The organism is Streptosporangium brasiliense (assembly GCF_030811595.1).
Taxonomy (GTDB): Bacteria; Actinomycetota; Actinomycetes; order Streptosporangiales; family Streptosporangiaceae; genus Streptosporangium; species Streptosporangium brasiliense.
The window spans coordinates 5,373,536-5,399,266 of the sequence record NZ_JAUSRB010000002.1 but is presented as its reverse complement, the minus strand read 5'-3'; the positions used below and the strand labels follow the sequence as shown (position 1 = coordinate 5,399,266).

22 protein-coding genes are annotated in these 25,731 nt (G+C 73.3%); 11 read left to right on the top strand and 11 right to left on the bottom strand.

What is annotated here, in order from left to right; all coding sequences use genetic code 11:
- Positions 1 to 6: 6 nt before the first annotated feature.
- The gene (locus tag J2S55_RS33255) at positions 7 to 618 is read left to right on the top strand and encodes a trimeric intracellular cation channel family protein (RefSeq protein ID WP_306868950.1); all 612 of its coding nucleotides are present in this window, start codon (positions 7 to 9) and stop codon (positions 616 to 618) included.
- 3 nt (positions 619 to 621) lie between these two features.
- Here the strand turns inward: J2S55_RS33255 and yczR are convergent, their stop codons facing one another.
- Positions 622 to 2,055, bottom strand: coding sequence for a MocR-like transcription factor YczR (yczR, locus tag J2S55_RS33250; protein WP_306868947.1), 1,434 nt, complete (start codon positions 2,053 to 2,055; stop codon positions 622 to 624).
- 75 nt (positions 2,056 to 2,130) lie between these two features.
- Between yczR and yczE the strand changes: the two genes are divergently transcribed.
- The 4 genes from yczE to J2S55_RS33230 all read left to right on the top strand — a co-directional run bounded on the left by yczE (position 2,131) and on the right by J2S55_RS33230 (position 6,046).
- Positions 2,131 to 2,736 carry a membrane protein YczE gene (gene yczE / locus J2S55_RS33245; RefSeq protein WP_306868945.1) on the top strand — a complete coding sequence of 202 codons (606 nt, stop codon included), beginning with the start codon at positions 2,131 to 2,133 and terminating at the stop codon, positions 2,734 to 2,736.
- A 41-nt stretch (positions 2,737 to 2,777) separates the two neighbouring features.
- Positions 2,778 to 4,538, top strand: a complete 1,761-nt coding sequence (locus tag J2S55_RS33240; protein WP_306868942.1) for a glycoside hydrolase family 15 protein — start codon at positions 2,778 to 2,780, stop codon at positions 4,536 to 4,538.
- Between the two features lie 116 nt (positions 4,539 to 4,654).
- Positions 4,655 to 4,909 carry a hypothetical protein gene (locus J2S55_RS33235; protein WP_306868940.1) on the top strand — a complete coding sequence of 85 codons (255 nt, stop codon included), beginning with the start codon at positions 4,655 to 4,657 and terminating at the stop codon, positions 4,907 to 4,909.
- Positions 4,910 to 4,996: 87 nt separating this feature from the next.
- Complete coding sequence (locus tag J2S55_RS33230) at positions 4,997 to 6,046, top strand: nucleotide exchange factor GrpE (RefSeq protein WP_306868938.1); 1,050 nt, start codon at positions 4,997 to 4,999, stop codon at positions 6,044 to 6,046.
- 5 nt (positions 6,047 to 6,051) lie between these two features.
- Here the strand turns inward: J2S55_RS33230 and J2S55_RS33225 are convergent, their stop codons facing one another.
- Positions 6,052 to 6,600 (bottom strand): RNA polymerase sigma factor, encoded by a 549-nt coding sequence (locus tag J2S55_RS33225; RefSeq protein WP_306868937.1) that lies wholly within the window; start codon positions 6,598 to 6,600, stop codon positions 6,052 to 6,054.
- Positions 6,601 to 6,800: 200 nt separating this feature from the next.
- Here J2S55_RS33225 and J2S55_RS33220 point away from each other — a divergent pair, with 200 nt between their 5' ends.
- The 3 genes from J2S55_RS33220 (at position 6,801) to J2S55_RS33210 (ending at position 10,898) form a co-directional block, all read left to right on the top strand.
- Complete coding sequence (locus J2S55_RS33220; RefSeq protein ID WP_306868934.1) at positions 6,801 to 7,064, top strand: hypothetical protein; 264 nt, start codon at positions 6,801 to 6,803, stop codon at positions 7,062 to 7,064.
- Positions 7,061 to 8,905, top strand: coding sequence for a dynamin family protein (locus J2S55_RS33215; RefSeq protein ID WP_306868932.1), 1,845 nt, complete (start codon positions 7,061 to 7,063; stop codon positions 8,903 to 8,905). The genes J2S55_RS33220 and J2S55_RS33215 overlap by 4 nt, the downstream gene beginning before the upstream one ends.
- 64 nt (positions 8,906 to 8,969) lie before the next feature.
- Positions 8,970 to 10,898: a dynamin family protein gene (locus J2S55_RS33210; protein WP_306868930.1), complete on the top strand. Its 1,929-nt coding sequence runs from the start codon at positions 8,970 to 8,972 to the stop codon at positions 10,896 to 10,898.
- Positions 10,899 to 11,211: 313 nt separating this feature from the next.
- On the opposite strand, the gene J2S55_RS33205 is transcribed toward J2S55_RS33210, so the two are convergent.
- The 3 genes from J2S55_RS33205 to J2S55_RS33195 form a co-directional block, all read right to left on the bottom strand.
- Positions 11,212 to 13,980: an Hsp70 family protein gene (locus tag J2S55_RS33205; protein WP_306868928.1), complete on the bottom strand. Its 2,769-nt coding sequence runs from the start codon at positions 13,978 to 13,980 to the stop codon at positions 11,212 to 11,214.
- Between the two features lie 185 nt (positions 13,981 to 14,165).
- Complete coding sequence (locus J2S55_RS33200; protein WP_306868925.1) at positions 14,166 to 15,122, bottom strand: hypothetical protein; 957 nt, start codon at positions 15,120 to 15,122, stop codon at positions 14,166 to 14,168.
- A 39-nt stretch (positions 15,123 to 15,161) separates the two neighbouring features.
- Complete coding sequence (locus tag J2S55_RS33195) at positions 15,162 to 16,109, bottom strand: S66 peptidase family protein (protein ID WP_306868923.1); 948 nt, start codon at positions 16,107 to 16,109, stop codon at positions 15,162 to 15,164.
- Between the two features lie 30 nt (positions 16,110 to 16,139).
- Between J2S55_RS33195 and J2S55_RS33190 the strand changes: the two genes are divergently transcribed.
- Positions 16,140 to 17,021: a sulfotransferase family protein gene (locus J2S55_RS33190; protein WP_306868922.1), complete on the top strand. Its 882-nt coding sequence runs from the start codon at positions 16,140 to 16,142 to the stop codon at positions 17,019 to 17,021.
- A 10-nt stretch (positions 17,022 to 17,031) separates the two neighbouring features.
- On the opposite strand, the gene J2S55_RS33185 is transcribed toward J2S55_RS33190, so the two are convergent.
- The 5 genes from J2S55_RS33185 to J2S55_RS33165 all read right to left on the bottom strand — a co-directional run bounded on the left by J2S55_RS33185 (position 17,032) and on the right by J2S55_RS33165 (position 22,653).
- Positions 17,032 to 18,903, bottom strand: a complete 1,872-nt coding sequence (locus tag J2S55_RS33185; protein WP_306868921.1) for an ABC transporter ATP-binding protein — start codon at positions 18,901 to 18,903, stop codon at positions 17,032 to 17,034.
- A 51-nt stretch (positions 18,904 to 18,954) separates the two neighbouring features.
- The gene (locus tag J2S55_RS33180; RefSeq protein WP_306868919.1) at positions 18,955 to 19,764 is read right to left on the bottom strand and encodes an enoyl-CoA hydratase/isomerase family protein; all 810 of its coding nucleotides are present in this window, start codon (positions 19,762 to 19,764) and stop codon (positions 18,955 to 18,957) included.
- Positions 19,765 to 19,895: 131 nt separating this feature from the next.
- The gene (locus J2S55_RS33175) at positions 19,896 to 20,111 is read right to left on the bottom strand and encodes a helix-turn-helix domain-containing protein (RefSeq protein WP_012892441.1); all 216 of its coding nucleotides are present in this window, start codon (positions 20,109 to 20,111) and stop codon (positions 19,896 to 19,898) included.
- Between the two features lie 114 nt (positions 20,112 to 20,225).
- Positions 20,226 to 21,824, bottom strand: a complete 1,599-nt coding sequence (locus J2S55_RS33170; RefSeq protein ID WP_306868918.1) for an ABC-F family ATP-binding cassette domain-containing protein — start codon at positions 21,822 to 21,824, stop codon at positions 20,226 to 20,228.
- 172 nt (positions 21,825 to 21,996) lie between these two features.
- The gene (locus tag J2S55_RS33165) at positions 21,997 to 22,653 is read right to left on the bottom strand and encodes an acVLRF1 family peptidyl-tRNA hydrolase (RefSeq protein WP_306868916.1); all 657 of its coding nucleotides are present in this window, start codon (positions 22,651 to 22,653) and stop codon (positions 21,997 to 21,999) included.
- Between the two features lie 133 nt (positions 22,654 to 22,786).
- Here J2S55_RS33165 and J2S55_RS33160 point away from each other — a divergent pair, with 133 nt between their 5' ends.
- The gene (locus J2S55_RS33160) at positions 22,787 to 23,881 is read left to right on the top strand and encodes an EAL domain-containing protein (RefSeq protein ID WP_306868915.1); all 1,095 of its coding nucleotides are present in this window, start codon (positions 22,787 to 22,789) and stop codon (positions 23,879 to 23,881) included.
- A gap of 232 nt (positions 23,882 to 24,113) precedes the next feature.
- Here the strand turns inward: J2S55_RS33160 and J2S55_RS33155 are convergent, their stop codons facing one another.
- Positions 24,114 to 24,698 (bottom strand): TetR/AcrR family transcriptional regulator, encoded by a 585-nt coding sequence (locus J2S55_RS33155; protein WP_306868912.1) that lies wholly within the window; start codon positions 24,696 to 24,698, stop codon positions 24,114 to 24,116.
- Positions 24,699 to 24,850: 152 nt separating this feature from the next.
- Here J2S55_RS33155 and J2S55_RS33150 point away from each other — a divergent pair, with 152 nt between their 5' ends.
- Positions 24,851 to 25,699, top strand: a complete 849-nt coding sequence (locus J2S55_RS33150) for a siderophore-interacting protein (protein ID WP_306868910.1) — start codon at positions 24,851 to 24,853, stop codon at positions 25,697 to 25,699.
- Positions 25,700 to 25,731 lie beyond the last annotated feature (32 nt).

Below are 25,731 nucleotides of genomic sequence, written 5' to 3'. Positions count from 1 at the left end.
TTACTCGTGAACCAGGTGCTCGACCTCGTCGGAATCTTCGTCTTCGCTCTCTCCGGTGCCCTCGTGGGCGTCCGCAAGCGGCTGGACGTGGTGGGCATGGCGGTGCTCGCCGAGATGACGGCGCTGGGCGGCGGGATCCTGCGCGACCTGATCCTCAACGTACGGCCGGCCGCCTTCTTCAGCATCGGCTACGTGCTCGTGCCGGTCGCCGCCACGGTGATCGTTTTCTTCTGGCATCCGCACGTGCAGCGGGTGATGCCCGCGGTGGACGTGCTCGACGCGGCGGGTCTGGGCCTGTTCTGCGCGGTCGGCACCGAGAAGGCGATGAACGTCGGGCTCAGCCCGCTGCACGGGGCCCTGCTCGGGGTCACCACGGCGGTCGGCGGCGGCGTCCTGCGCGACGTCCTCGCCGGCCAGATCCCGAGCCTGCTCTACGACCGCCAGCTCTACGCGGTGCCCGCCATGCTGGGCTCGGCGGTCATGGCCGCGCTCTACACCCTCGACCTGCACGGCTGGCCCGCGACGCTGGCCGCCGCCGTGCTCGCCTTCGGGCTGCGCATCGCGGCCATGCGGCTACGGCTGCGCGCCCCGCTGGCCAGGGGGGTCACCTCCGAGTAGACCTCACAGCGCGGGGGTGAGCGGCCGGGCGGGACGGGTGCCGTAGGGGCCTCTGACCCTGGCCTCGGCGATGCGGTCCACCGCTTCGGTGAGGATCTGCGGGGGCTGGGTGAAGGGCAGGCGGAGCCGGCTCTCCAGCGTGCCGTCCACGCCGAACCAGGTGCCGGGGGCGAGCCGTACGCCGTGACAGGCCGCCGCGTCGGCCAGCGAGGTGGCCGAGGGGCTCTCCAGCCGCACCCAGAGCGAGCCGCCGCCCTTGGGCACCGTGAAGCTCCACTCGGGCATCCGCTCCGTCACCGCGGCCACCAGGGCCTCCCTGGACGCGCGCAGGGTCCGGCGGCGCTCGGCCCTGGTCTCCTCGATGTCCTCGAACAGCCTCGTCACGACCAGCTGCTCGAAGATCGGGCTGGCGATGTCCACGCCCGCGCGGAGCACGGCCAGGCTGCGGACCATGGCGGCGGTGGCGCGGATCCAGCCGATGCGCAGCCCGCCCCACCACAGCTTGGACGCCGACCCGATGGTGATCACCCGCCCGTCGGTGTCGAATGCGGCCAGCGGCGGCGCCGCGGGCACGTCGTCGATCGCCAGCTCGTGCCAGGTCTCGTCCACGATGAGCGTGGCGCCGTACTTCCTGGCCGCGCCGGCCAGACCGGCCCGCGTGGCGTCGTCCATCAGGTGGCCGGTCGGGTTCTGGAAGTCGGGGATCACATAGGCGAGGCGGGCGGCCGACTGGCGCATCGCGCAGGTCAGCAGGTCCAGGTGCCAGCCGTCGTCGGGGACGCCGACCGGGACGATCCGGGCGCCGCGCGCCCTGGCCACGTCCATCGCGTGCGGGTAGGTGGGCGACTCCATCAGGAACGCGTCACCGGCCGGCAGCAGCATCTCGGCCACCAGGTGGAGCGCGTGCTGGGCGCCCGAGGTGACCAGGATCTGCTCGGGCCGGGTGGCCAGCCCCCGCTCGGTGTAGCGGGCCGCGATGGCCTGGCGCAGCGGCGCGATCCCGAGCGGGCCGTAGCCGATGCCGAGCGCGTGGCGCCGGTAGTGCTCGGCGGCGAAGTCGATCGCCGCGGGGAGCGCCGCGGGCGCGAGCGGGGCGGCGGCGTGCAGGGGCAGCAGCCCGTCGTCGTTGGCGGCGATCCACGGGTTCTCCGCGCCCATCGAGCCCGGGTCGGGCAGCGCGGTCCAGCTCCCCGCCCCCTGCCTGCTCTCCAGATATCCCTGCTCGCGCAGCCGGTCGTAGGCCGCCGTCACGGTCGTCCGGCTGACGCTCAGGGCCTCGGCGAGGTGTCGCTCGGCCGGCATGCGCATCCGCACCGGCAGCCGCCCGTCGAGGATCAGCGACCGCACGGCCTGGGCAAGCGCGCTGTAGTAGGGCCTGGTGTCGGGGGCGATCGCCACCAGGCGGGCGAGCTGGGGTCCGCTCAGATACCGGTCCATGCCAACCATTATAAGTCCACTTTTCATGATTGGCTCTTTTTTTGGCGGCCAATGGCCTGGACGATTAAGGCCATCATGAGTGAAATTTCCCTTCCCGCCCTCGGTTCCATCCCCAGCCGGCTCACGCGCCTGTACGCGGGCCTGGCGCTCTACGGCGTCGGAATCGGCCTGCAGATCGAGTCGCACCTCGGCGGCAGCCCCTGGGACGTCTTCCACCAGGGACTGTCCATCCACATGGGCCTGTCCATCGGCACCTGGATCATCCTGGTGGGGGCCCTGGTCATGCTGCTGTGGATCCCGCTCAAGCAGAAGCCGGGGATCGGCACCATCAGCAACGTCGTCTTCCTCGGCGTGTTCGCCGACGTCGCCATGTGGCTGGCCCCGACCCCGGAGCCGCTGGCCGTCCGCTGGGCCTACCTGCTGCTCGGCGTCGTCGCCACCGCCGCCGCGACCGGCCTCTACATCGGCGCGGGCCTCGGTCCGGGCCCGCGCGACGGCCTGATGACCGGCCTCAACCGCCTCGGCCTGTCCATCCGCGCGGCCCGCACGCTCATCGAGGTCACGGCGCTGGCCGTCGGCTGGCTGCTCGGCGGCACCGTGGGCGTCGGCACGGTGGTCTTCGCCCTCGCGATCGGGCCGCTGACCCAGTTCTTCATGCCCCGGATGCGGCCCGGAGGCTGATCGGCGGTCGGCGGAGGTATTGAGGTATTAGCGTCAAGCACATGCGGATCGAGGATTACGCTCTCATCGGAGACATGCAGTCAGCCGCCCTGATCGGGCGGGACGGCGCGATCGACTGGCTCTGCCTGCCCCGTTTCGACTCACCGGCGTGCTTCGCGGCGCTGCTCGGCGACAAGCAGAACGGGCAGTGGTGGCTCGGCCCGGCCGACGCCGGGCGGCCCGCCGCCACCCGGCGGCACTACAGGGGCGAGTCCCTGGTGCTGGAGAGCGAATGGGACACCCCGGGCGGCACCGTCCGGGTGATCGACTTCATGCCCGCGCGGCAGACCAACCCCGACCTGGTCAGGATCGTGGAAGGCGTGTCGGGCACGGTAGAGATGGCCACCGAGATCCGCATCCGCTTCGACTACGGCCGGATCGTGCCCTGGGTGCGCCGCAGCGACGGCCTGCTGCAGGCCATCGGCGGGCCCGACTCGGCGTGGCTGCACTCCCCCGTCCCCCTGCAGGGCGGCGACTACGCGCACCGGGCGAGGTTCCGGGTCTCGGCCGGCGAGCGCCTGGCGTTCGTGTTCACCTGGCACCCCTCGCACGAGCCCAGGCCGGTCGAGATCGACCCCCTGGAGCAGCTGACCGAGACCGAGTCGCTGTGGGCCGAGTGGGTGGCGGAGTGCACCTACCAGGGCCCGTGGCGCGAGGCCGTGGTCCGCTCCCTCATCACGCTCAAGGCGCTCACCTACGAGCCCACCGGCGGCATCGTCGCCGCCCCCACCACCTCCCTGCCCGAGGACCTCGGCGGAGTGCGCAACTGGGACTACCGCTTCTGCTGGCTGCGCGACGCCACCATGACACTTGAGGCCCTCATCGGCGGCGGGTTCCTGGGCGAGGCCCGCGCCTGGCGGGCGTGGCTGCTGCGGGCGATCGCGGGGCGCGCGCAGGACCTGCAGATCATGTACAGCGTGTCGGGTGAGCGCCGGCTGACGGAGCTGGAGCTCGACTGGCTTCCCGGCTACGAGGGCTCCGGACCGGTCCGGATCGGCAACGGCGCGGTCAACCAGCTCCAGCTGGACGTCTACGGGGAGGTGATGAACGCCCTGTACCTGTCGCGCGTGTCGGGCATGGAGCCGGACGAACGGGCCTGGACCATCCAACGCGAGCTCGTCGGATACGTGGAAGAGCACTGGGACGAGCCCGACGAGGGACTGTGGGAGGTCCGCGGCCCGCGCCGCCACTTCACCCACTCCAAGGTGATGTGCTGGGTGGCCCTGGACCGGGCGGTCAAGCAGATGGAGAGCTTCAGCCGCACCGGCCCGGTGGAGCGCTGGAAGGAGCTGCGCAACCGGATCCACGCCGAGGTCTGCGACAAGGGGTTCGACGGGGCGCGCAACACCTTCACCCAGTCGTACGGCTCACCGGAGCTGGACGCCTCCCTGCTGCTGATCCCGATCGTCGGCTTCCTGCCGCCGGACGACCCGCGCGTGGTCGGCACGGTGGAGGCGGTCCAGCGCGAGCTGCTGGTCGACGGCTTCCTGCTGCGCTACCCGGTGGCCGCCGACAACGACGTGGACGGCCTGCCCGGCGGTGAGGGCGCCTTCCTGGCGTGCAGCTTCTGGCTGGCCGAGGCGCTGGCGATGATCGGCCGCAAGGACGAGGCCGTGAAGCTGTTCGAGCGCCTGCTGAGCCTGCGCAACGACGTCGGCCTGCTCGCCGAGGAGTACGACCCCCGCTACGGCCGCATGGTCGGCAACTTCCCGCAGGCGTTCAGCCACGTGCCGCTGATCCACACCGCCCGCGCGCTGAGCTGAGGCGGCGCCGCGGGACCCGCCGGGCGCTGGCCCGGCGGGAAATCTCCGGTCCCGGTGTAACAATCCGTCGCGGCCGCCACTCTCCGCTGACGAACACCACTCGAAAGGATCGGACAATGAGCGATTTCGACGTGACCTCCACGGACCTGGTCGACTACGACGGCGACGGCGGCACCGACACCCAGCTGATCGACTACGACGGCGACGGCTACGCCGACGAGGAGCGTCACGACCTCGACGGTGACGGCGTGACCGACGTCGTCTACCTCGACAACGACGGCGACGGATACGTCGACGAGGCCCGGGTCGACATCAACGGCGACGGGGTCTCCGACTACACCCAGACCCAGGGCCCCTTCCCGACCGCCTGATCACACGTATCGGCAGGGCCCGTGTGATCTCACCAGGAGGGGAACCCGGACCAGGGTCACACGGGCCGCCGACGAGGAAGGCGACCGATGACAGACCGACGCGCGCTCCTGCCCCTGCTGCTCCTGGCCTGCCTGACGGTGACAGGCTGCGGCCAGGTGGCGGGGTCCGGCGGGCAGCCGGCCGGCGCCGTGGCGCCGCCGTCCCGGGCGGACGGCGGCGCGGACGGAGACGGCGGCCGGCTTCCGCGGACCGGAGATCAGCGGGTCGGCCCCGGCACGGCGAGGACCACGGGCGGCCTCGGCCCCGGCGGGGCATGGACGGTGGGCGGGCTCGGCCCGCTGCCGCTGGGGCTGGCGGCGGCCGGAGTCCTCGCCGCGACCGGCGCGGGGCTCCTCCTGTGGCGGCGGAGCAGACGCCCCGGCCCCGCTCAGGGACCGTGGCAGGGCGGGCCCGGCCTCCCGGAGCCCCCCGGCTCGGCGTTCCCGCCCGCCGGGAGCACTCCACCGGTGCCCCGGACACCCGCCATGCCGCCCGCCGTACCGTCGCCGCCCGTGGCGGCGCAGGCGCCGGCCATGCCGCCCGCAGCACCGCAGACGCCCGCGCAGACGCCGGGCGCCGTACCGTCGCCGCCCGTAGTGGCGCAGGCGCCGGCCGCCGGAGCGCACCCGCCGCCCGGGGATCCGGGGGCTTCCAGTGGGCCGCCGCGGGCCGCCCGGCCTCAGAGCGCCTCCGACCCGCTGGCGGACGCGCTGGCCGAGGTCGCCGGGAGCGGGATCAGCCAGGCGCTCACCCAGCAGGTGGAGCGCCTGTTCGCCGGGGGCCCTCCGGGGCGTGCCGCCCTGGTGGAGGCGTGCATCGGCTGCCGGGACCAGATCGCCGAGCGACATCCCCGGCTGGCCGGCACGCTGCTGGACGGGCTGAACCGGGCCGGCGTCCGGGAGATCGTCGCGGACGGGCAGCGCTTCGACCCGCGTGTCCACGAGGCGTTCGGCACCGAGCCGACCGAGCGGCCGGAGCTGCACGACGTCGTCGCGGAGACCGTCAAGCGCGGGTATGCCGACGGCGACCGGGTGATCCGCGTGCCGCAGGTCGCCGTCTACCGTCACGGGCCGCCCGGCGCGGGGACGGCGCCGTGAGGGGCTCAGCCGGCGGCCAGCCCCGTCTGGAGCCGCCGCCTGGCCCGCAGGATCCAGACTCTCACCGTGTTGAGCGGCACCTCCATCAAGGCCGCCACCTGTTCGTAGGTGAGCCCGCCCGCCCACAGCAGCAGCGCCTCCCGGTGGGAGGCCGGCAGCGTGTCCAGCGCCCGGCGCAGGTCGGCCAGCTGGGCGACGACGTCCTCGAAGGGGGCGGCGACCAACGACTCCTCGGTCACCTCGGCGAAGAACACCCCGGCGGGCGAGCGGCGCCGGACCACCGCGTGGGCGGCGTTGCGCGCGATGACGACGACCCAGGCCCGGAAGGACGCCCTGCCCTCGAAGGCGGCCAGTCCCCGCCAGGCGGCGAGCTGTGTCTCCTGCAGCGCGTCGAGCGCGTCGGCCCGGTTTCCGGTCAGGTGATAACAGACGCCGAAGGCCTGGCGCCGCACACTCGACCACAGCTCGGCGAAGGCGGGCTCGTCACCCGCCCGCGCGGCGGCGACGAGAAGACTTTCGTCCTCGACGGTACTGCTCAGCGACGCGCTCGTCATCGGTCACACATCCTCCCGGGGTGGAAATCAGCCAATGACACCACGTCGAACGATCACCCGGTATGAGGTAAGTCGTCATGATATTGGACCGTGACAATTCGGGGTCCGGACCGCTCGGGGAGGAGTCAGACGACCTGACTGAACTGCGTCGACTCCTCTTCGAGGCGGTCCCCGGCCCGACGGAGGAGGAACACCGGAACATGCTCGAACAGACGTTCTCGTCGGACAGGGCGGACCTCTCCCTGCTGCCCGGCCCGGGCGCCCTCGCCCACGGCGGATCCGGCCCGGCCGGCATGGACGCGCCACAGGACACCCCGGACGGTCCGGCCCTCGCGGACGCGCCGCAGGGCGCCCCGGACGGTCCGGACGGCTCAGGCGGCCCTGCGGACGGCTCAGGCAGCCCGGACGGTCCGGTGGACGGCGGCGAGGACGGCCGGACCCCGCGCTCCGGCGGTGACGCGTGACCGCCGGCCCGGTGGAGCTGCTGCGCCGCCTGTGCGAGACCACCTCGGCCAGGCTGGCCGGGGCGGAGCTGCGCGGACGGGTCGAGCAGGTGCGCGCCGGCCTCGACGCGCCACTGCGGGTGGCCGTGGCCGGCGCGGTGAGCAGCGGGAAGTCCACTCTGGTGAACGCGCTGCTGGGGCTGCCCGTCGCCCCGGTGGACGCCGGCGAGTGCACCTTCGTGGTCACCCAGTACGAGTACGGCGAGGACGACGGCCTCGTCACCGCCGAGCTCACCGACGGCGGGGTGGCCCACTCACGGCTGCTGCCCGGCCACCGGCTCCCCGCCGATCTCGGCGTGGACGTGGCCCGGATCCGGCGCCTGCGCGTCACCCTGGACCTGCCGTCGCTGCGCACGGTCACCATCATCGACACCCCCGGCATGAACACGGTGACGGCCGCCAACGAACAGGCCGCCCGGAGCATGCTGTTCGGCTCCGGCGAGGAGGACGACCGCGCGCAGGCGATGATCTATGTGCTGCGCTATGTCCAGAAATTTGATGACACCACCCTCGCGGAGTTCCGTGGCCTCACCGGCGCGTGCGGCATGAGCTGCGTCAACACCCTCGCCGTACTGGGCCAGGTCGACCGGCGCGGCGACGAGGACGACCCCTGGCCGACCGCCCGGCGGCTGGCCGCCAAGGGGTACCAGGACCTGCGCACCTCCGTCTTCGACGTGGTCCCGGTGATCGGCCTGCTGGCCGAGACCGCGCGCGCGTGCCCGCTGGAGGCCGACGAGTTCAAGGCCCTGTCGCGGCTGGCCGAACTCGACGAGGACGACCTGGAGGACTACCTCCTCGACCTGAACGACTTCCGCTCGGCGCCCGACCTGCCGATCCCGGCCGAAGTACGGCACCGCCTGGTGGAGCGGCTGCACCGCTACGGCATCGCCACAGCGGTCGGCGCGCTGCGGCGGGGCGAGGCCGCCGACCCCGCGGCGCTCTCGGCCCACCTGCTGGAACGTTCGGGATACTCCTCGGCGGGACGGGTCGCGACCGGCTCCGTGGCGGCGGGCCTCGCCCATTTCGCCCGCCGTGCCGACCAGCTGAAGGCGCTCGACGCCCTGACCCGGCTCCGCCGGATCGCCCGCTCGCCCGTGCTGGGCTCCGACCGCTCGGCCCTGGACGCGCTGGCGGCCCAGCTCGACGAGGACCGGCCGATCGCGACCGCCCTCGGCGGCCTGCGGATCTTCAGCGCGGCGGAGGCCCTCGGCCGGGGGACGCTGGTGCTGGACGAGGAGATGACCGCCGAGCTCCTCCGCCTGGCCCGCCACGACGACCCCGCCGGGCAGCTCGGCCTGCCCGCCGGAGCCTCCCGGGAGGAGATCGCCGCCGCGGCCACGGCGGCGGCGATGCGCTGGCGCAGGCTCGCCATGATGAGCGAGGGGCGCACCGCCGGGCATCGGGCCAGGGACGTGCTGACCGTGCTGGAGGACCTCGTCTCGGCCGCCCTGGACGCGGCCCCCGACGGCGAGCGGGGCCCGGCCGGCGCGGCGGGCGACGGCCCGCTCCCCCCGATCCCCGTGGACCCCGCCGTGGTCGAGGCGCTGTGCTCCTCCCCGATGGTCCCGGCCGGCGACCGGCGGGCCATGGAGCTCCTGCTCACCGGCGCCGAGCTGGCGACCCAGCTCGGCGCGCCCCCGGGCACCCCGGGCGCCGAGATCGCCGGCTACGCCGCCGCCCTGGGCGCCCGGTTCCGCGTCCTCACCCACCGGCCGCTCTCCCTGCGGCAGCGCCGGGCGGCGGAGGCCCTCTGCGACGCCTGTGAGGCCGTCTGGGCGCACCACCACCGGGACGGCCCCTGACAGGCACCTCATCGGCCCCTTCCCTCACTCATTCATCCCTTCGACCGGAGAGACGGCACATATCATGACGACCCCCGACCCGGACGGCCCGGTGGCCCGGCTGCTCCGCTACGCCAACGAGGTTCACGCGCTGGCCGGCCGGTGCGGCAGGCAGGACCTGGCGGAGGTGCTGGCCGCGTGCGCGGGCCGCTGGAAGGACGAGTGCACCGACATCGTGGTCGCCGGGGCGCAGAAACGGGGCAAGAGCCGCCTGCTGAACACGCTGGTGGGCCACCCCGACCTGCTGCCCGTCGACGCCGACGTCGCCACCAACTGCTTCCTGTCCCTGCGCCGCGGCCCGGCGCTGACCGCGGTCGTGCACCGCAGCACCGACAAGGGGCCGGTCCAGCTCCCGATCACCGTCGAGTCGATCCCCGACTACGCCTCGATGCGCGGCGACGCCGGCAAACGCCGTGACGTGGTCAGCGTGGACATCACCCTCGACAGCCCGCTCCTGGACGGCCTGCGGCTGCTCGACACCCCGGGGGTGGACAGCCTGACCGTGGGACACCGGCAGGTCACCGTCGCCATGCTCCAGCGGGCCGACGCCCTGCTCTTCACGCTCAGCGCGCAGGACCAGCCGGTGCTCCGGCACGAGCTGGAGTTCCTCGCCGAGGCCGCCGAGCGGGTCCAGGCGATCGCGTTCGTGCTGACCAAGGTCGAGGACTCGGCCAACTGGCAGAGCCTGCAGGAGGAGAACAAGGCCCGGCTGAGGGCCTTCGTGACCCAGGCCGTGGCGGACAACCCGGCCCGGGCGGCGACGCTGGGCCCGCTGCTCTCGGCGCCCTGGATCCCGGTGAGCGCCAAGCTCGCCGAGGCCGCCGCCGCCAAGCGGCGGGAGGGCCGGCCGGAGCGCGCGGACTCGCTGCGGGCACGGAGCGGCATGGACGCGCTGGAACGGCACCTGCGGGGCTTCGCCGAGGGCAGGGAGTCAGCGCGGGGCGCCACCGTGGTCGCCGCCGCCCTGTCGGTGCTGGGCGCGCTGACCGCCGGGGCCAAGGACGACCTCGCCGCGGGATCGGACGACGAGGGCGACGTCGCCGCCCGGCTCGCCGGGGTGGACGCCGAGCTGACCGAGCTCGCCGAGCTGACCGGCCGGCGCAGGGCGGGCGCGGTGGCCAACACCTTCCTCGGACGCGAGGTGGCCGGGATCGTGGCGGCGCGGGTGGCCGAGATCCGCCAGCCGTACGAGAACGCGATCGCCACCCTGAAGACCCAGGCCCAGCTGGAGAAATACATGGCGGAGCTGCCGGAGAGCGTCCAGCGCTCGCTGGAGGCCGTCTGGTCGCAGATCGTCTACGACGTGGAGAACCTGGCGAAGGGCACGCTGAACGCCTTCGCCCGCGATCTCGGCCTCGACCCGGTGGAGCTCGCCGCCGACGGCCGGGCGATGCCCAGCCTGACGCAGGTCCAGGTCAAGGGGGACCAGGCGGCCGACGATCCGGGCCACGTGGACCTGGTGCGGGACGTGCTGCCGTCGGCGTCGATGGGACTGTCCTTCGGCGGCCTCGCCGCCGCCCTGCTCGGCCCCGTGGGCTTCATCCTCGTCGCCCCGGCCATCGGGGCGGCCATCTTCATGGGACGGCGCTCCCTGGAGAAGGTCCAGCGCAGCCAGGCGGCGATCCGGGGGGCGCTCCGCGACCAGTTCGCGGTGGTCTCGCGGGAGATGACGCTCGACCTGGAGCGGATGGTGGCCGCCTGGCGGGTGAGCATCGAGCAGACCGCGGACGAGAGCCTCCTGCGGCGGCGCAAGGAGCTGGAGGGCAGGCGCGCCGACCTGAAGGCCGCGTCCGCGCGTTCGGCGGCCGACCGCCGCAAGTCCCGGCAGTCCGGCGAGGACCGGATGGCCGCCATCGGCTCCCTCACCGCGCGCGGCCACGAGCTGCGCGAGGAGCTCGCGGCCGCGGTGGCGGCCCTGGGGGCCGGTACGGCGATGCCCCCGGGCGGGAGCTGACCGGTCCGCGGTTCACCCGCCGGGCGGGTGGTCACCGGCCGGACCGCCCCTCGGCCCGCCAGACGGGTGGTCACCGGCCGGACCGCCCCTCGGCCCGCCAGACGGGTGGTCACCGGCCGGACCGCCCCTCGGCCCGCCAGGCGGGGGGCGGGGGCGAGCAGGTCCGGCGGGCGCGGCACCCGCCCGCGCGTCCGGTTCCCGGAGCTCCTGCCCGGCGGCCGGGCGCAGGCCAGGACGGAGCACGCCTGACCGTCCCCCTCGGGGGGCCGGCGGACGGTCACGCCCCGACGGGTCGGAGCGCGGACGTCGGCGGTCAGAGGGGCAGGTGCACCAGGGTGGCGGGCTGGTCGCGGGCGGTCCCGGTCACGTCCGCGGGGCGGTGCAGGCAGAGCAGGCCGGTGGGGACCCGGACGACCGGCTCGAACATCCCCGGCGTGCGGTGCACCTCCCGCGCCCCGCCCGGGGTGACGTGCAGGAGCCTGCTACGGCCGGCGTCCTGCATGGTCATCCACATCGAGTCGCCGTCGGCGACCAGCCTCGGGCGCTCCCACCGGTGCCGGGAGGTGAGATGACCGGCCAGGGTCGCCGACTGCTTGCCCATCAGGAACTCCAGCGTGTGGGAGCGCTGGTCGAAGATGCTGACCGACCAGCCCCGGGCGGGGCTCACCTGGTCGGTGCCGACCGCGTAGATCTGGCTCCCCGCCGGGAACCAGCGCAGCGCGCCGGCCACAGGACGCGGCCTGACGAGTTTGGTCCGGCCGTCGGCGGTGTCCGCCTCAAGCCCCGCCGAGCTGGAGGTGAACCATCTGCCCCGGTGCAGGACCACCTGGTGGAGCCAGCCGCGTCCCGGCTCCCGCACCGTCGGGCGCACCACGCCGCCGGGATCGACCAGGCACAGCACCTGCCACGGCCGGAAATCCTGGTGCCGGCTCTGGAACATCGGCTTGTTGCTGCTGAACTGGCCGAGCACCACCGTGCAGCCCGGCGCGCCCACGGAGGGCGACGGCTCGGTGCCGCTGGGCCCCTCCTGGTCGAGCAGGCGGCGGAGCCTGTTGTCCTCGTTCACGAACCACTGGGCGTACGGGCCCAGGTCGCGGGTCGGCGGGGCCTGGAAGACGAACCCCCCGCCCAGGTCGAGCTCGACCATCGCCAGGTGCCCGGTCTCCCCCCAGGGCAGGCCCACCGAGGTGTCGACCGCGACGGCCTGCCGGGGCTGGAAGAAGACCCACGCCGTACGGCCGTGCGCGATCACCGTCGGGTTGCCCCACATCTGCAGCGGGTGGGTGGCGCGGATGGCCAGGTCGGAGCTGAGCGTGCGGACCAGCACCTGTGCCGGCCCGACCTGCTCCACCGCCACGGCGCCCGCCCCCGACACGGCCCACTCCACCAGCCTGCCGAAGCCGAGCTCGCGGTCGTGGCGCCCCTCGATCCCGTCGAGCCTGCGCAGCAGGTGGCCGCTGTCGAACGCCTGGTGCACGAAGACCCGGCCGGCCTCGGCGCGCGCCTCCAGCACCCCGTCCAGCACCTTCTCGATCCCCTTGACCGTGGGGCCCTCCGTGCCGGGGGCGCCCCTCCCGCCGGGGACGGCCGCGTGGCCTCCGGTGCGCGCGCCCGGCGGCCCCCCGGCGCTGACCGGACCCGGGGCACTGACCGGACCCGGGGCGTTCCCGGCGCCCCCGGGCCCGGTGATCCCCGCCGGTCCCACGGCGGCACCGGGTCCGGTGAAGACCTGCTGCCCGCCGGCGGCACCCGCCGAACCCGTGAAAGCCCGGTGCCCGCCGGTCGAGCCCATCCGCCGGCCCGAGACGTCCTGTTGCCCGCCGGCGGCACCGGGTCCCGTGAAAGCCTGGTGCCCGCCGGTCGGACCCGTCTGCTGGCCGGACAGGCCCTGATGTCCCCCTGTCGGTCCCGTCCGGTGGTCCGGGAGCTCCTGGTGCCCCCCGGCCGGGCCCACCCGGTGGAGCGGGGCGGCCTGTCCCGGCCCCGGGGCGGGGTCGCGGTGCTCGACCTTGAGCTTCCAGGCGAGCTGCGCGGCACCGTAGGCGACGACGATCTTCGGGTCGTCGTAGGTCCGCACCCGGTCCCCGAGCCGCTCGCGCACGACCTTCTGCACCAGCGGCATCCGGCTGGCCCCGCCGGTCATGAACACCGCGCCCAGGTCGTCCTCCTGGATCCCGGCTCCGCGGATCGTCTCGTCCAGGATGTCGACCGTCTTGACGATCTCCCCTCCGATGAGGTCCTCCAGGTCGGCCCTGCTGATGTGCACGTCCTCGTTGATGCCGACCACGTAGTGGGAGGAGGTGTCGAACTTCGACAGGGCCTCCTTGGCCTCCCGGGCCATCTTGAGCAGGTCGGCCCCGTAGCTGACGTAGCGCCGCTCCGGGTTGGTGGTCACCTGCTGCCACCACTCGGGGTCGAGGCGCTCGATCTGCGCGCCGAGGAAGGCGAACACCCGCTCGTCGAACCCCTCCCCGCCGATCTCGTCGCTGCCGCCGGGCTCGCCGAGGACCTTGAAGTCGCTGCCCTCCACCGTGAGCACGGCGGCGTCGAAGGTGCCGCCGCCGAGGTCGTAGACGGCCAGGTGCGACCCGCCGGCCGCCCGGCCGGCCGAGGCGAAGTAGCGCGCCGAGGCGACGGGCTCGTCGATGAGCACGATCCGCACGCCGCGCACGACCTTCCTGGCCGCCGCCAGGAGGACGGCCTTGCGCTCGGCCCCCCAGGCCACCGGGTGGGTCAGCGCGACGCAGTCGGGCGCCGCCCCGTCGAAGCGCCGCCGCCCCTCGCTGACGAACAGCTCCAGCAGCGCCGCCATGGCGTCGGTCACGTCCACCGGGACCCCGCCGAGCAGCATCCTGCCGCGGCCGACGTAGCGCTTGGGGTTGCGCTCGACACGCTCGGGACTGATCGCGATCCCCCGCTGGGCGATCCGGCCGGCCACCAGCGTCCCGCGCTCGTCGAGCATGACGGCGGAGGGAATGCGCCGCTCCCCTTCGACCTCCAGGATGTCGAAGCGCCCTTCGGCGGCTATCACCCCGGCGGAGAAGCTCGTCCCGAGATCGACACCGAGGCACCACTGTGCCATTTCCACTTCCTCTCAGATGCGGACCCGATCATCCCGCATCCACGGGCCGTCCCGGACGCGGGCGGGCACACCGGGAACGGTCCAGGGACCGTATGAGGATCATCGGGGTGGGTGCGGGGCGGGAGACCGCGCTCCCGCGGACCGCGGGGACTGCGTGACCTCTCCGTCGGCCGGCGGCCCGGCCGTCAGGTGCCGCCGGTCCCGCTGTCGGGGCGGACGGCCAGGGCGGCGAGGACGCGGGCGAACTCCGGCGGCGGGGCCACCACCAGCCGGGTCTGGCCGTCCTGGCTGACCAGGTCGGCCCGGATCAGGCTGAGCCGGCCGTCGTGCCACCAGTAGACCTGCGGGCTGAGCGCGCCCTCGCCCCGGTCGTACTCGCGCTGGGCGAACAGCCGCAGCCGTTCGATCGCGCGGACCACGCCGATGCCCTCGACCGCGTGGACGACCAGCGCGGACGGCTCGGGCAGCGCGACGAGCACGCCGTCGGCGGGGACGGTCAGGTAGTCGTCCAGGCGGCGCAGGTGGGCGGCGGCGTCCGCGGCGGGGCCGCTCAGCCGCCGGATCGCCACACCGCCGAGGTCGGCCTCGATGAGCGAGAGCGGCTCGTCGCCGTGGACGTTGTCGGCCGCCAGATCCAGCGCCTGGGCGGCGGTGATCGGCCAGCAGCCGACCTCCTCGGGACGGAGCGGGCGGCCGGCGGCGCCGTGGCCGACGGTGAGCACCTCGACCAGGTCGGTGCTGATGTGACGGCCGACCACCCGGGCCGTGCCCAGATCGTCGTCGAGCCGGACGCGGGTGCGCAGCAGCGGGCGGACCTGGGCCAGGTCGCAGGCGTCGAACGGCTCGTCCACCGTGGCCAGGGCGTGGGACAGGTGCTCGGAGACGAGCATCGGCCAGTCCTCCCGCGAGCGCCGGCGCGCCTCCGCGTGCAGCCCGGCCAGCCGCACCACGATCCGGCGGGGGCCCGACATCGTCAGCGCGCCGCCGTCGGGGGCGAAGGAGCAGGTGTAGCCGAGGGTGTCGGCGACCAGCGCGAGCAGGGAGTCGAGGTCCACCTCTTCGACCGGGCGCGGCGGCCTGTCCGCCTGCCGGCCACGGTGCCGGTTGGCCTGCCGGTCACGATGCCGCCGGAACAGCCTCACGCGCGCATCCCCTCTGCCGGTTTCCTCCTAGGTCCGCACCTAGATTGCCCCCACGGGCTCTGTGGTTGAGCCGGTCAGAGAGCACGATTGTGCATCAATAGCACCAAGTGCCCCTAGCAGCACACTGAGCTGTGGTGATCCGTGTCCTACCGGGAGCCCCGCTATCACCGGCACTCCGAGCGGCGCGAGCCTCTCCTCCAACGTCGGATAGGGGTCGCCGCAGCCTTCCCAGGAACCCAGGACGAACCCGGCGGCCCCGTCCAGTGAACCCGACTGGAGGAGCTGGGTGAGCATCCGGTCGATCCGGTAGGGCTGCTCGGCGACATCCTCCAACAGTACGATCTGCCCGCGTGCCCGCAGCTCGTAGGGGGTGCCGCACAGCGCGGCCAGCAGACTGAGGTTGCCTCCGGTGACCGGGGCGACGGCCCTGCCGGAGACGATCACCCGGTCGCCGGTGATCGGCGCCGGGGTGCCGAACAGGGCGTCGGCGAAGTGGGCGAAGCCGGTGGGCTCGGGGCCCGCGGAATCGCTGATCGTGGCGCAGGCGGGCATGGGCCCGAACCAGGAGGCCACGCCCAGCTCGACGGCGAACGCCCGGTGCAGCGCGGTGACGTCGCTGGAGCCGACCAGCGTCTTGGGGCCGGCCGCCCGCAGCGCGTCCCAGTCGAGCAGGCCGAGGATCCGGGTGGCGCCGTAGCCACCCCGGGCGCAGACCACCGCGCTCACGGCGGGATCGCACCAGGCCGTCTGCAGGTCGGCGGCCCGGACGGCGTCGGATCCGGCCAGGTAGCGGTCGCGGTCGAGCACGTGGGCGCCGGTGACGACCTTCAGGCCGAGCTCCTCGAGAACGCGCACGCCGCGCGCCAGCCGTACCGGGTCGGGAGGGCCGCACGGGGTGACCACCGCCACCGTGTCGCCGGGGCGGAGCCGGGGCGGGACGACCATGCCCGCCGGCCGGACCGGGATCGAGGCGGCCGGTTCGTTCACTCCTCAAACGGTGCCACACTGGGCTCACATATGCGACCTCCGCCCCACATCCTCGTGGTCAACGGGATCAAGGTCCGCCAGCCGGTGTTCGTGCTCGCCGCCCCTCACTCCGGCGCGGATCTGCTGGCCCGTGCCCTGAAGCGTTCTCCCGGCTTCCACGTCACGATGGGGCGCCCCTCGGTGGCCCACGTCGTGTACGCCTTCGCCCGGCGCCCGTCCATCGCCGGCCGGGGCATGGGCGCCACCCGCGTGCTCCGCGACGCCATGGCCGAGGCCTGGCAGATCGTCCCGGGCGCGTGCCGTGACTGCCCGGCGCCGTGCCGGGAGGCGGGCGGGGTGACCGGGGAGGGCCCGTGCGCGGCCCCCGGCGCGGTCGCCCGGTTCGGCGACGCCAGCCCCGACCTGATCTACAGCGCCTCGGTGCTGCTGCAGGCCTTCCCCGACGCCCGGTTCATCCAGCTCATCAGGGACGGCCGCGACGTGGCCGCCGACATGCTGGCCGACCCGGCGGCCCTGTCGTGGTTCAAGCCGGTCATGCTGAGCGACGAGACGGAGTTCCCCAACCCCTTTCTCGGGGTCAACTCCGCCGAGCACCGCGACCGCTGGAAGGCGATGCCCACGGCCGGCAAGTGCGCGCTGCGCTGGCGCAGCGCGGTCCGGCTGTCGGCCACGCTCCACCGGGAGCTCCCCCGCGGGCAGCTGCTGACCCTGCGCTACGAGGACCTGGTCTCCTCGCCGGCCGAGACGGTGGAGGGACTCTCGGGCTTCCTGGAGACGCGGGTCTCCAAGGTCGCCCTGTACGGCAGGGACGCGCCGAAGGTGGGCGCCTGGCGCACCCGGCTCCGGGGCGAGGACGCCGGGCTGGTGGAGAAGGTCGCCCGCGAGGAGCTCGGCCGCCTGGGCTACCGATGAGCCGCCCGGCTCACTCCGAGCTGAACTGCGTGCGGTAGAGCTCGGCGTAGACCGCGCCCCTGGCCAGCAGCTCGTCGTGGCGGCCCCGCTCCACGATGCGGCCGTCGTGGACCACCAGGATCTGGTCCGCCTCCCGGATCGTGGACAGCCGGTGCGCGATGACCAGCGAGGTCCGCCCGGCCAGCGCGGTCTTCAGCGCCTGCTGCACCGCGGCCTCGGACTCGGAGTCCAGGTGCGCGGTGGCCTCGTCGAGCACCACCACCCGGGGCGCCTTGAGCAGCAGCCTGGCCAGGGCCAGGCGCTGCTTCTCCCCGCCGGACAGCCGGTAGCCCCGGTCGCCCACCACGGTCTGGAGCCCCTCGGGCAGCCCCTCGACCAGGTCGGCGATCTGCGCGGCGCGCAGCGCCTCCCAGATCTCCTCGTCGGTGGCCCCGGGCCTGGCGTAGGCGAGGTTGGCGCCGATGGTGTCGTGGAACATGTGGGCGTCCTGCATGACCACGCCCACGGTGTCGCGCAGGGAGTCGAGGGTGGCCTCGCGCACGTCCAGGCCGTTGATGCGGACCGCGCCCTCGTCGACGTCGTAGAGGCGGGAGACCAGGCTCGTGATGGTCGTCTTGCCCGCGCCGGAGTGGCCGACCAGCGCGACCATCTCGCCGGGGCGGGCGGTGAAGGTGATCCCGCGCAGCACCTCCTGGCCGGGCCCGGTGTCGGGCCGGGCCACCGCCTCCAGGGAGGCCAGCGACACCTCCGAGGCCGCCGGGTATCTGAACCGGACGTCGTCGAACTCGACGGAGGCCGCCCCGGACGGGACGGCGCGGGCGCCGGGCCGCTCGGCGACCATGGGCCGCAGGTCGAGCACCTCGAAGACCCGGTCGAAGCTGACCAGCGCGGTCATCACGTCGACATGCACGTTGGACAGGCTCGTCAGCGGGCCGTACAGGCGCATCAGGAGGGCGGCGAGCGCGACGAGGGTGCCGAGCTCGAAGACGCCGTCGACGGCCAGCAGGCCGCCCGCGCCGTACACCAGGGCGGTGGCCAGCGCCGCGACCAGGCCGAGCGCGACCCGGAAGACCGTCCCGTACATTCCGACGGTGACGCCGACGTCGCGCACCCGTCCGGCCCGGCGGCCGAAGGCGGCGGCCTCCTCGTCCGGCCGGCCGTACAGCTTGGCGACCATCGCGCCGGCGACGTTGAAGCGCTCGGTCATCATGGAGCTCATCTCGGCGTCGAGCTCCATCTGCTCGCGGGTGAGCCCGGACATCTTCCTGCCGACCCATTTGGCGGGGAAGATGAAGATCGGCAACAGCACCAGGGCGACGGCCGTGATCTGCCACGACAGCACCAGCATGGCGCCCAGCACCAGCACCAGCATGACCACGTTGGACACGACCGAGGACAGCGTGCTGGTCAGCGCCCGTTGCGCGCCGATCACGTCGGTGTTCAGCCGGGAGACCAGGGCGCCGGTCTGGGTCCGCATGAAGAAGGCCACGGGCATGCGCTGCACGTGGTCGAAGACCTCGGTGCGCAGGTTGTAGATCAGGCCCTCGCCGATCCGGGCCGAGAACCAGCGCTGGGCCAGGGTGAGCGCCGCGTCGGCCACCGCCAGGAGCGCGATGACCACCGCGAGGGCGACCACGACCCCGGGCCGTGCCGGGGTGATGCCGTTGTCGATGATCGCCTTCATCAGCAGCGGGTTGGCGATCACGATGCCCGAGCCGATCACGACCAGCGCCAGGAAGGCCGTGATGTGCCGGGAGAAAGGCCGCGCGTATCGCGCGATGCGCCTGACCGTGCCCGGCGCGAGGCGCTCCTTGGTCACGGAGCTGTCGCGCCGCAGCGAGCGCATCGCCTGCGGGCCGAACCCGCCACCCATCATCGCCATCTGGCCTCCTCTCCCGGTGCGAGCACCGGGAGAGGCATCTCCATTCCCCCGTCAGCTTCCGGCGAACAGCGCTTTGATCCGCACGACCTGCTCTTGCCGTTCGGCGGCGCACTGCTCCTCCAGTGTGCGCCCGGAGGCTCCCTGGAGCAGCCGCTTGGTAGCCGTCGCCGCGTCGCGGCCGGTGGCCAGCAGCGCGGCGGTCAGGTCGCGTACGGCTCCCGCCAGGTCCTCCGGTGCGACCACCAGCTCCGCCAGCCCGATCCTGGCCGCCTCCTGTGCTCCCACGGTCCGGGCCGTGAGGCAGATCTCGACGGCACGGGACAGGCCCACGAGGTCGACCAGCGGCTTGGTGCCGGTCAGGTCGGGGACCAGCCCGAGCGCGGGCTCTTTCATGCACAGTTGGGCGTCGTCGGCGAGAACACGCAGGTCACAGGCGAGAGCGAGCTGGAACCCGGCACCGATCGCGTGACCCTGGACGGCCGCGACGGAGACGATGTCCGGACGTCGCAGCCACAGGAAGCCCTGCTGCGCCTGCGCTATCCGCTGCTCGAAGGCCGAGCTGTCGAGTTTCGCGGAGGACGCGAACGAGCCCTGACCGGGAACCCCCTCGGGGGTGAACATCCGCAGGTCGATGCCTGCCGAGAAGGACGGCCCCTCACCTCTGACCACGACGACCCTGACCTGCTGCGGCAGGTTGTCACCGATCTGAGCCAGCGCCGACCAGGTCGCGAACGTCTGAGCGTTCCTCTTGTCCGGCCGGTCCAGCGTGATCGTCGCGATCTCACCGTCCACCTCGTAGCGCAGACCGACCTCCTCGAGGGAGATCTTCTCCGCACTCCCCCCGAACGCCACTTCCGCCATCGCTCGCTCTCCCACCTGTCGTCTTCCGTCTCGCCCGAGCCTATCGATTCTCTAGAATGAGGTTCTACAGGCCCGGGCGGGACGTCTCAGCGTAGGGACGAGCGGCTGCGGACGCGCGTTCCGAGGCGGGGTCAGCGCTTTGACTTACCTCGGGTGGCGCCGCCGCGCCCGCGCAGAGTCACACCGGACTCGCTCAGGATGCGGTGGATGAAGCCGTACGACCGGCCGGTCGAAGCGGCCAGCGCCCGGATGCTCTCACCGGCGCTGTAGCGCTTCTTTAGATCGGCGGCCAGTTTGTCGCGATCGGCCCCGGTGACCCGGGTGCCTTTCTTAAGAGTCTCGGCCACGAGTACCTCCTGTAGTGCCAGACTTCCGCAGCGTTACTCACGCCATGATCAGTCATTTCAGCGAGATCGGCTACCTACTCCATGGGAAAAGATCCGTACCCGCTCAAATTAAGATCAGGCAAGTGCCACAAGATCGGAAAATTCGTCGCTCCAAGCGTCTTCAACTCCGTCAGGCAGCAAGATCACCCTATCGGGTTGTAGAGCCTCGACAGCACCCTCATCGTGCGTGACGAGCACAATTGCCCCAGAATAGGACCTTAGCGCCGAAAGGACCTGCTCTCGACTGGCCGGATCGAGGTTGTTGGTGGGCTCGTCGAGGAGCAGGACGTTGGCCGCCGACAGCACCAGGGTGGCCAGGGCCAGCCGGGTCTTCTCGCCTCCGGACAGCACTCCGGCGGGCTTGTCGACGTCGTCGCCGGTGAACAGGAACGAGCCCAGGACCTTGCGGAGCTCCACGTCGGCGAGCATCCCCCCGGCCGAGCGCATGTTCTCCAGGACCGTCCGGTCCGGGTCGATCGTCTCGTGCTCCTGGGCGTAGTAGCCCAGCTTGAGTCCGTGGCCGGGCCGGACGGCGCCGGTGTCGGGCTCCTCGATGCCGCCCAGGATGCGCAGCAGGGTGGTCTTGCCCGCGCCGTTGAGGCCCAGGATGACGACCCTGGTCCCCTTGTCCACGGCCGCGTCCACGTCGGTGAAGACCTCCAGCGAGCCGTAGGACTTCGACAGGCCCTGGGCGGCGATGGGGGTCCGCCCGCACGGCGCGGGCTCGGGGAAGCGCAGCTTGGCGACCCTGTCGCCGCGCCGCTCGACCTCCAGGCCCGACAGCAGCCGCTCGGCGCGGCGCTGCATGTCCTGGGCGGCCTTGGCCTTGGTGGCCTTGGCCCGCATCTTGTCGGCCTGCGACATCAGCGCCGAGGCCTGCTTCTCGGCGTTGGCGCGCTCGCGCTTGCGGCGCTTCTCGTCGGTCTCCCGCTGGGCCAGGTAGGTCTTCCAGCCGACGTTGTAGGTGTCGATCGTCGCGCGGTTGGCGTCCAGGTGCAGAACCCTGTTTACCGTCGCTTCAAGAAGCCCGACATCATGGCTAATAATGATCAAGCCGCCCTGATGCGATCGTAAAAAATCACGAAGCCACCCGATTGAGTCTGCATCGAGGTGGTTTGTCGGCTCGTCAAGGAGGAGAGTCTCCGCCCCGCTGAAGAGGATCCGCGCCAGCTCCACCCGCCTGCGCTGCCCTCCCGACAGGGTCTCCAGCGGCTGGCCGAGCACCCGGTCGGGCAGCCCGAGGCTGGAGGCGATGGAGGCCGCCTCCGACTCGGCGGCGTATCCGCCCAGGACGTGCAGCCGGTCCTCCAGGCGCCCGTAGGCACGCACCGCGCGGTCCCGCCTGCGCTCGTCGGCGGAGGCCATGCCGAGCTCGGCCTCGCGCAGTTCGCGGAGCACCTCGTCCAGCCCGCGCGCGGACAGGATGCGGTCGCGGGCGAGCACCTGCAGGTCGCCGGTGCGCGGGTCCTGCGGGAGATAGCCGACGGCCCCGGTGGTGGAGACGGTGCCCGCCGCGGGCACCCCCTCACCCGCGAGCACCCTGGTCAGGGTGGTCTTGCCGGCGCCGTTGCGGCCGACGAGACCGATCTTGTCACCGGGGTTCACCCGGAACGACGCGCCCTCGATGAGCAGCCGGGCCCCGGCGCGCAATTCGATGTCAGAAGCTACGATCATGGTTGGAGAACACTCCCAGACTGGAAATCAACCGGCTCACCTCGCTGTGGCCGAACCGCCGCGCCCCGTCTCCCGGCTCCCGGCTCGGCTCTCTCGCCTCATCAGGGCGGCGTCAATCGGAAGTGCGCATACCGATCAGTGTACGGCGCACACATGGCCGCTCACTCCTTGATTAACCGGGGTCGGTCACCTTGATGCGGACGGCTCGGAACTGACCGGGGGTCTCACGCAGCACGGCCAGCCGGGGGTCGGGGACCGTCAGGAACGGCCCAGTCTCCAGTTCGAAGATCGGGGCGAGCCTGCGGTCGGGCCGCAGCGCGTCGACCGCACGCCGGTCGCCGCCCAGGACCACCGCCTCCAGCTCCGCCAGGTGCGGACCGAGGACGCGCAGCGCCACCTCGGCCGCCGCGTCGTGCGCCCGGCCGGCCTGGTTCTCCCTGCGCCGGGCGAAGCGCTGCTGCGACCAGCCCCCCGCCGCGCTGCGGCCGTGCACCGGCCGCGATCCCACCTTGGAGGAGACGAGTATGTCACCCTGGAATATTCCCGCCGCGTGACCGCCGAGCCGCACCAGCAGCACGCCGACCCGGCGCTCGCGGCGCGCGTGGGTGATGAGACGCGCCAGCGGCCCGCCACCGGAGGGGGTCAGCGGCGGGAACGGCACCTGGCACTCGGCCACCGCCCCGTCGGCGCCCAGCAGCCGCACGACCTCGTCGCCGGCCGTCACGCTCGGCGGCCCGTGCCGCTCGACGAAGCCGTCCACCCAGCGGCCGAGGCGCTCGGGGCCGACCGAGACCCAGCGACCCCCGCCCTTGGCGGGTCGTGACGTCATGGAAGGCGACACTACCGGGTGGCCGCCCCGCGGCACGGATCCGCCGGCGGCCGGCTCCAACGAACAGCGAAATATCGGTGAACATCACCGAACGTGGCTTATGCGATTGCTGAGCGTGCCGCATTCTCTGTACGTGGCGAGTCGAACGCACCTCCTCACGGCCTCCGCAGCGGCCACCGTGGACATCACACCGATCGTCGACCTCGACACGGGGGGCGTCATCGCCCTCCAGGCGGTCGGCGACCATCATGGGAGCGTCGCCTCCCTCGCTGGAACGCTCCTGGGCGCCGCCAGGAGCGAGCTCCTGCTCCCACTGGTCCTCGGCCTGCCCGCGGAGGCGGTGATCGGCGGTTCGGCCGCCCTGGCGCCGCTCCACGAGGCGCTGCGCGTGTCCGGCCGGCGCCCCCGCGAAGTGATCCTCATGCTCCGGGGCGGCTTCTCCGAGACCGAGCGCCGGGCCCTGATCACCGGGCTGGACGGGCTCCGCGCCATCGGCTACCTGATCGCGGTGGGCGACCTGGGAGCCGGTCACATCCCGATGGACCTGCTCACCGACGCCATGCCGTACCTGGCGGTGCTCTCCCCCGAGCTCATCGCGCGCGTCCCCGGCGATCCGCGCCGCACGGCGCTGGCCGAGGCCCTGGCCGGGCTCGCCCGGCAGGTGGGCGCCCACGTGCTGGCCCCGGGCGTGGCCGAGGAGGCGCAGCTCGCCACGGTCCGCGGCTGGGGGGTACGGCTGGCGCAGGGCCCGCTGCTGGTCCCGGGCCCCTCCGGCCGGGTCCACGTGCCGCTGCCGGTCCTCACCCGCGAGCCGGAGCGGGCCCTGCTCGGCCCCCGGGTCCAGGAGTTCCTCCTGCCCGCGGTGACCCTCCCCCACGAGGCCACCGCCGAGGAGGTGGTCCGGGCCTTCGGCGGCGAGCCCTCCATCACCAGCGTGATCCTGGTCGACGAGTACCAGCGCCCGAAGGGCAGCCTCGACCGCAGCCGCTTCCTGCTGTCCATCGCCAGCCGCTTCGGCCACGCCCTGCACGGCAAGAAGCCCGCCGGGCGCCTGGCGGACTCCGTCCGCGCGGTCCCCAAGACCACCCCCGCCGTCGCCGCCATGCAGGTCGCCGGACGCGACGCCGAGCGCGTCTACGACGACCTGGTCGTCGTGGACGAGGTCGGCCGGTGCATGGGGATCGTCCGGGTGGCCGACCTGATCCGCCAGATGGCCATGGAGCGGTAGGGGGCCCGGAGGTCCGGCGCGGCAGTCGGCCGCGCGGGACCTCCGGCCACGGCCTTTACGTTGTAGATTTCTCCGCGTGCGTCCCGGCCCGCTCCGCGGCGCCGGTGATCCGCGCGGAACCGGCGGTCAGGCCGTCCGCGGGCCCGGGTCGCGGGCGGAGCCGTCCGGCGGCCTCGACGGCGCCCTCCCCTGTCTCGGACATCGGCCCCGTCCCGGACATCGACCTCCGCGATCACCCGTCCAGCGCCGCCCTGGCGGCGAGCACCGCCAGGCGGCCCGCCGAGGCGGGTGGGGTACGGCCGGCGATCAGGTGCCTCCTGACGGCCGCGTACGGCACGTCCACCAGCGCGAAGGTGATCCGTTCCAGGTTCTCCGGGGTCTCCGCGCCGAAATAGCGCGCGCTCAGCGCCGAGAGCGCGGCGGCGAGGTCGGCGTTCAGGGCGGCCAGGTCCCCCGCCAGCTCCGCTGGCCAGGCGGCCAGCAGGTCCTCGTGCCGGTGGAGCAGGAGCAGCCGCGCCTCCCGGAGGTTGTCCGCCGACCAGCCGACCACGTACGAGACGGCCGACTCCGCCGCCGCGTGCGGGTCGGCCCGCCCCGCCGCGCGCAGGTAGCCCTCCTGGAAGCGGCGGGCGGCGCGCATCCACAGGTGCGCCACCAGCAGGTCCCGGGAGGCGTAGCGGTGGTAGATCGACCCGCTGGGCGCGCCCAGCCTCGCGGCGATCGCCGAGATCGTCACGGCCCCCTGCCCGCCCTCGGCCACGAGCTCCGCCGCGGCGTCGAGTATCTGGTCGTTGCTGAACTTCGCTGGTCGTCCCACCCGAGGCACGGTAGCGCCTGGCCGGGCGGCACCGTCCCGCGAGCGCACCGGCGGGCGGAAGCGACCACCGGGCCCACCAGGAGCGATGCCGCCCTGAATGCCCGTATGCTACGACTTAGGGTTACCTAAGGTGAGTTGATCGGGAGTGGCATATGGCAGATGACCGGCCCGCGCGCAAGACGACTCGCGGCGAGGTGAAGCGGGTGGAGTGGCTCACCCCGCACATGATCCGGGTGGTCCTGGGCGGCGACGGGCTCGCGGGGTTCGGCGCGGGCGAGTTCACCGACCACTACGTGAAACTGCTGTTCGCCCCGCACGGGGTGACCTACCCGGCGCCGTTCGACCTGGCGGCCGTCCAGCGCGACCTGCCCCGCGAGCAGTGGCCGACCACCCGGACCTACACCGTCCGTGCCTGGGACCCGGAGGCGGTCGAGCTGACGCTCGACTTCGTCTACCACGGCGACAGCGGTCTCGCCGGCCCCTGGGCGGCCCGGACGCGGCCCGGCGACGAGATCCACTTCTTCGGTCCCGGCGGCGCCTACGCGCCCGACCCGGAGGCCGGCTGGCACCTGATGGCGGGCGACGAGAGCGCGCTGCCCGCCATCGCCGCCTCCCTGGAGCGCCTGCCCGCCGGCGCCCTGGCCCATGTGTTCCTGGAGGTGGCCGGGCCCGAGGAGGAGCAGCCGCTGGACACCCCCGGCGACGCGAAGATCACCTGGCTGCACCGGGGCGGCTCGCCGGCCGGCGAGCCGCTGATCGCCGCCGTACGCGGGCTCGACTTCCCCCCGGGCGCCCTGCACGCCTTCGTCCACGGGGAGGCCGGCTCCGTCCGGGAGCTCCGCCGCCACCTGCGGACCGAGCGCGGCATCCCGCTGTCGCAGCTGTCCATCTCCGGCTACTGGCGGCTCGGCCGCGACGACGAGGCCTGGCGCTCCTCCAAGAAGGAGTGGAACCGGCAGATCGAGGAGGAGGAGGAGGAGGCCGCGGCGCTGTCGGCCTGAGGCGCGGCGCCGCCGTCCCGGCCCGCGCCGCC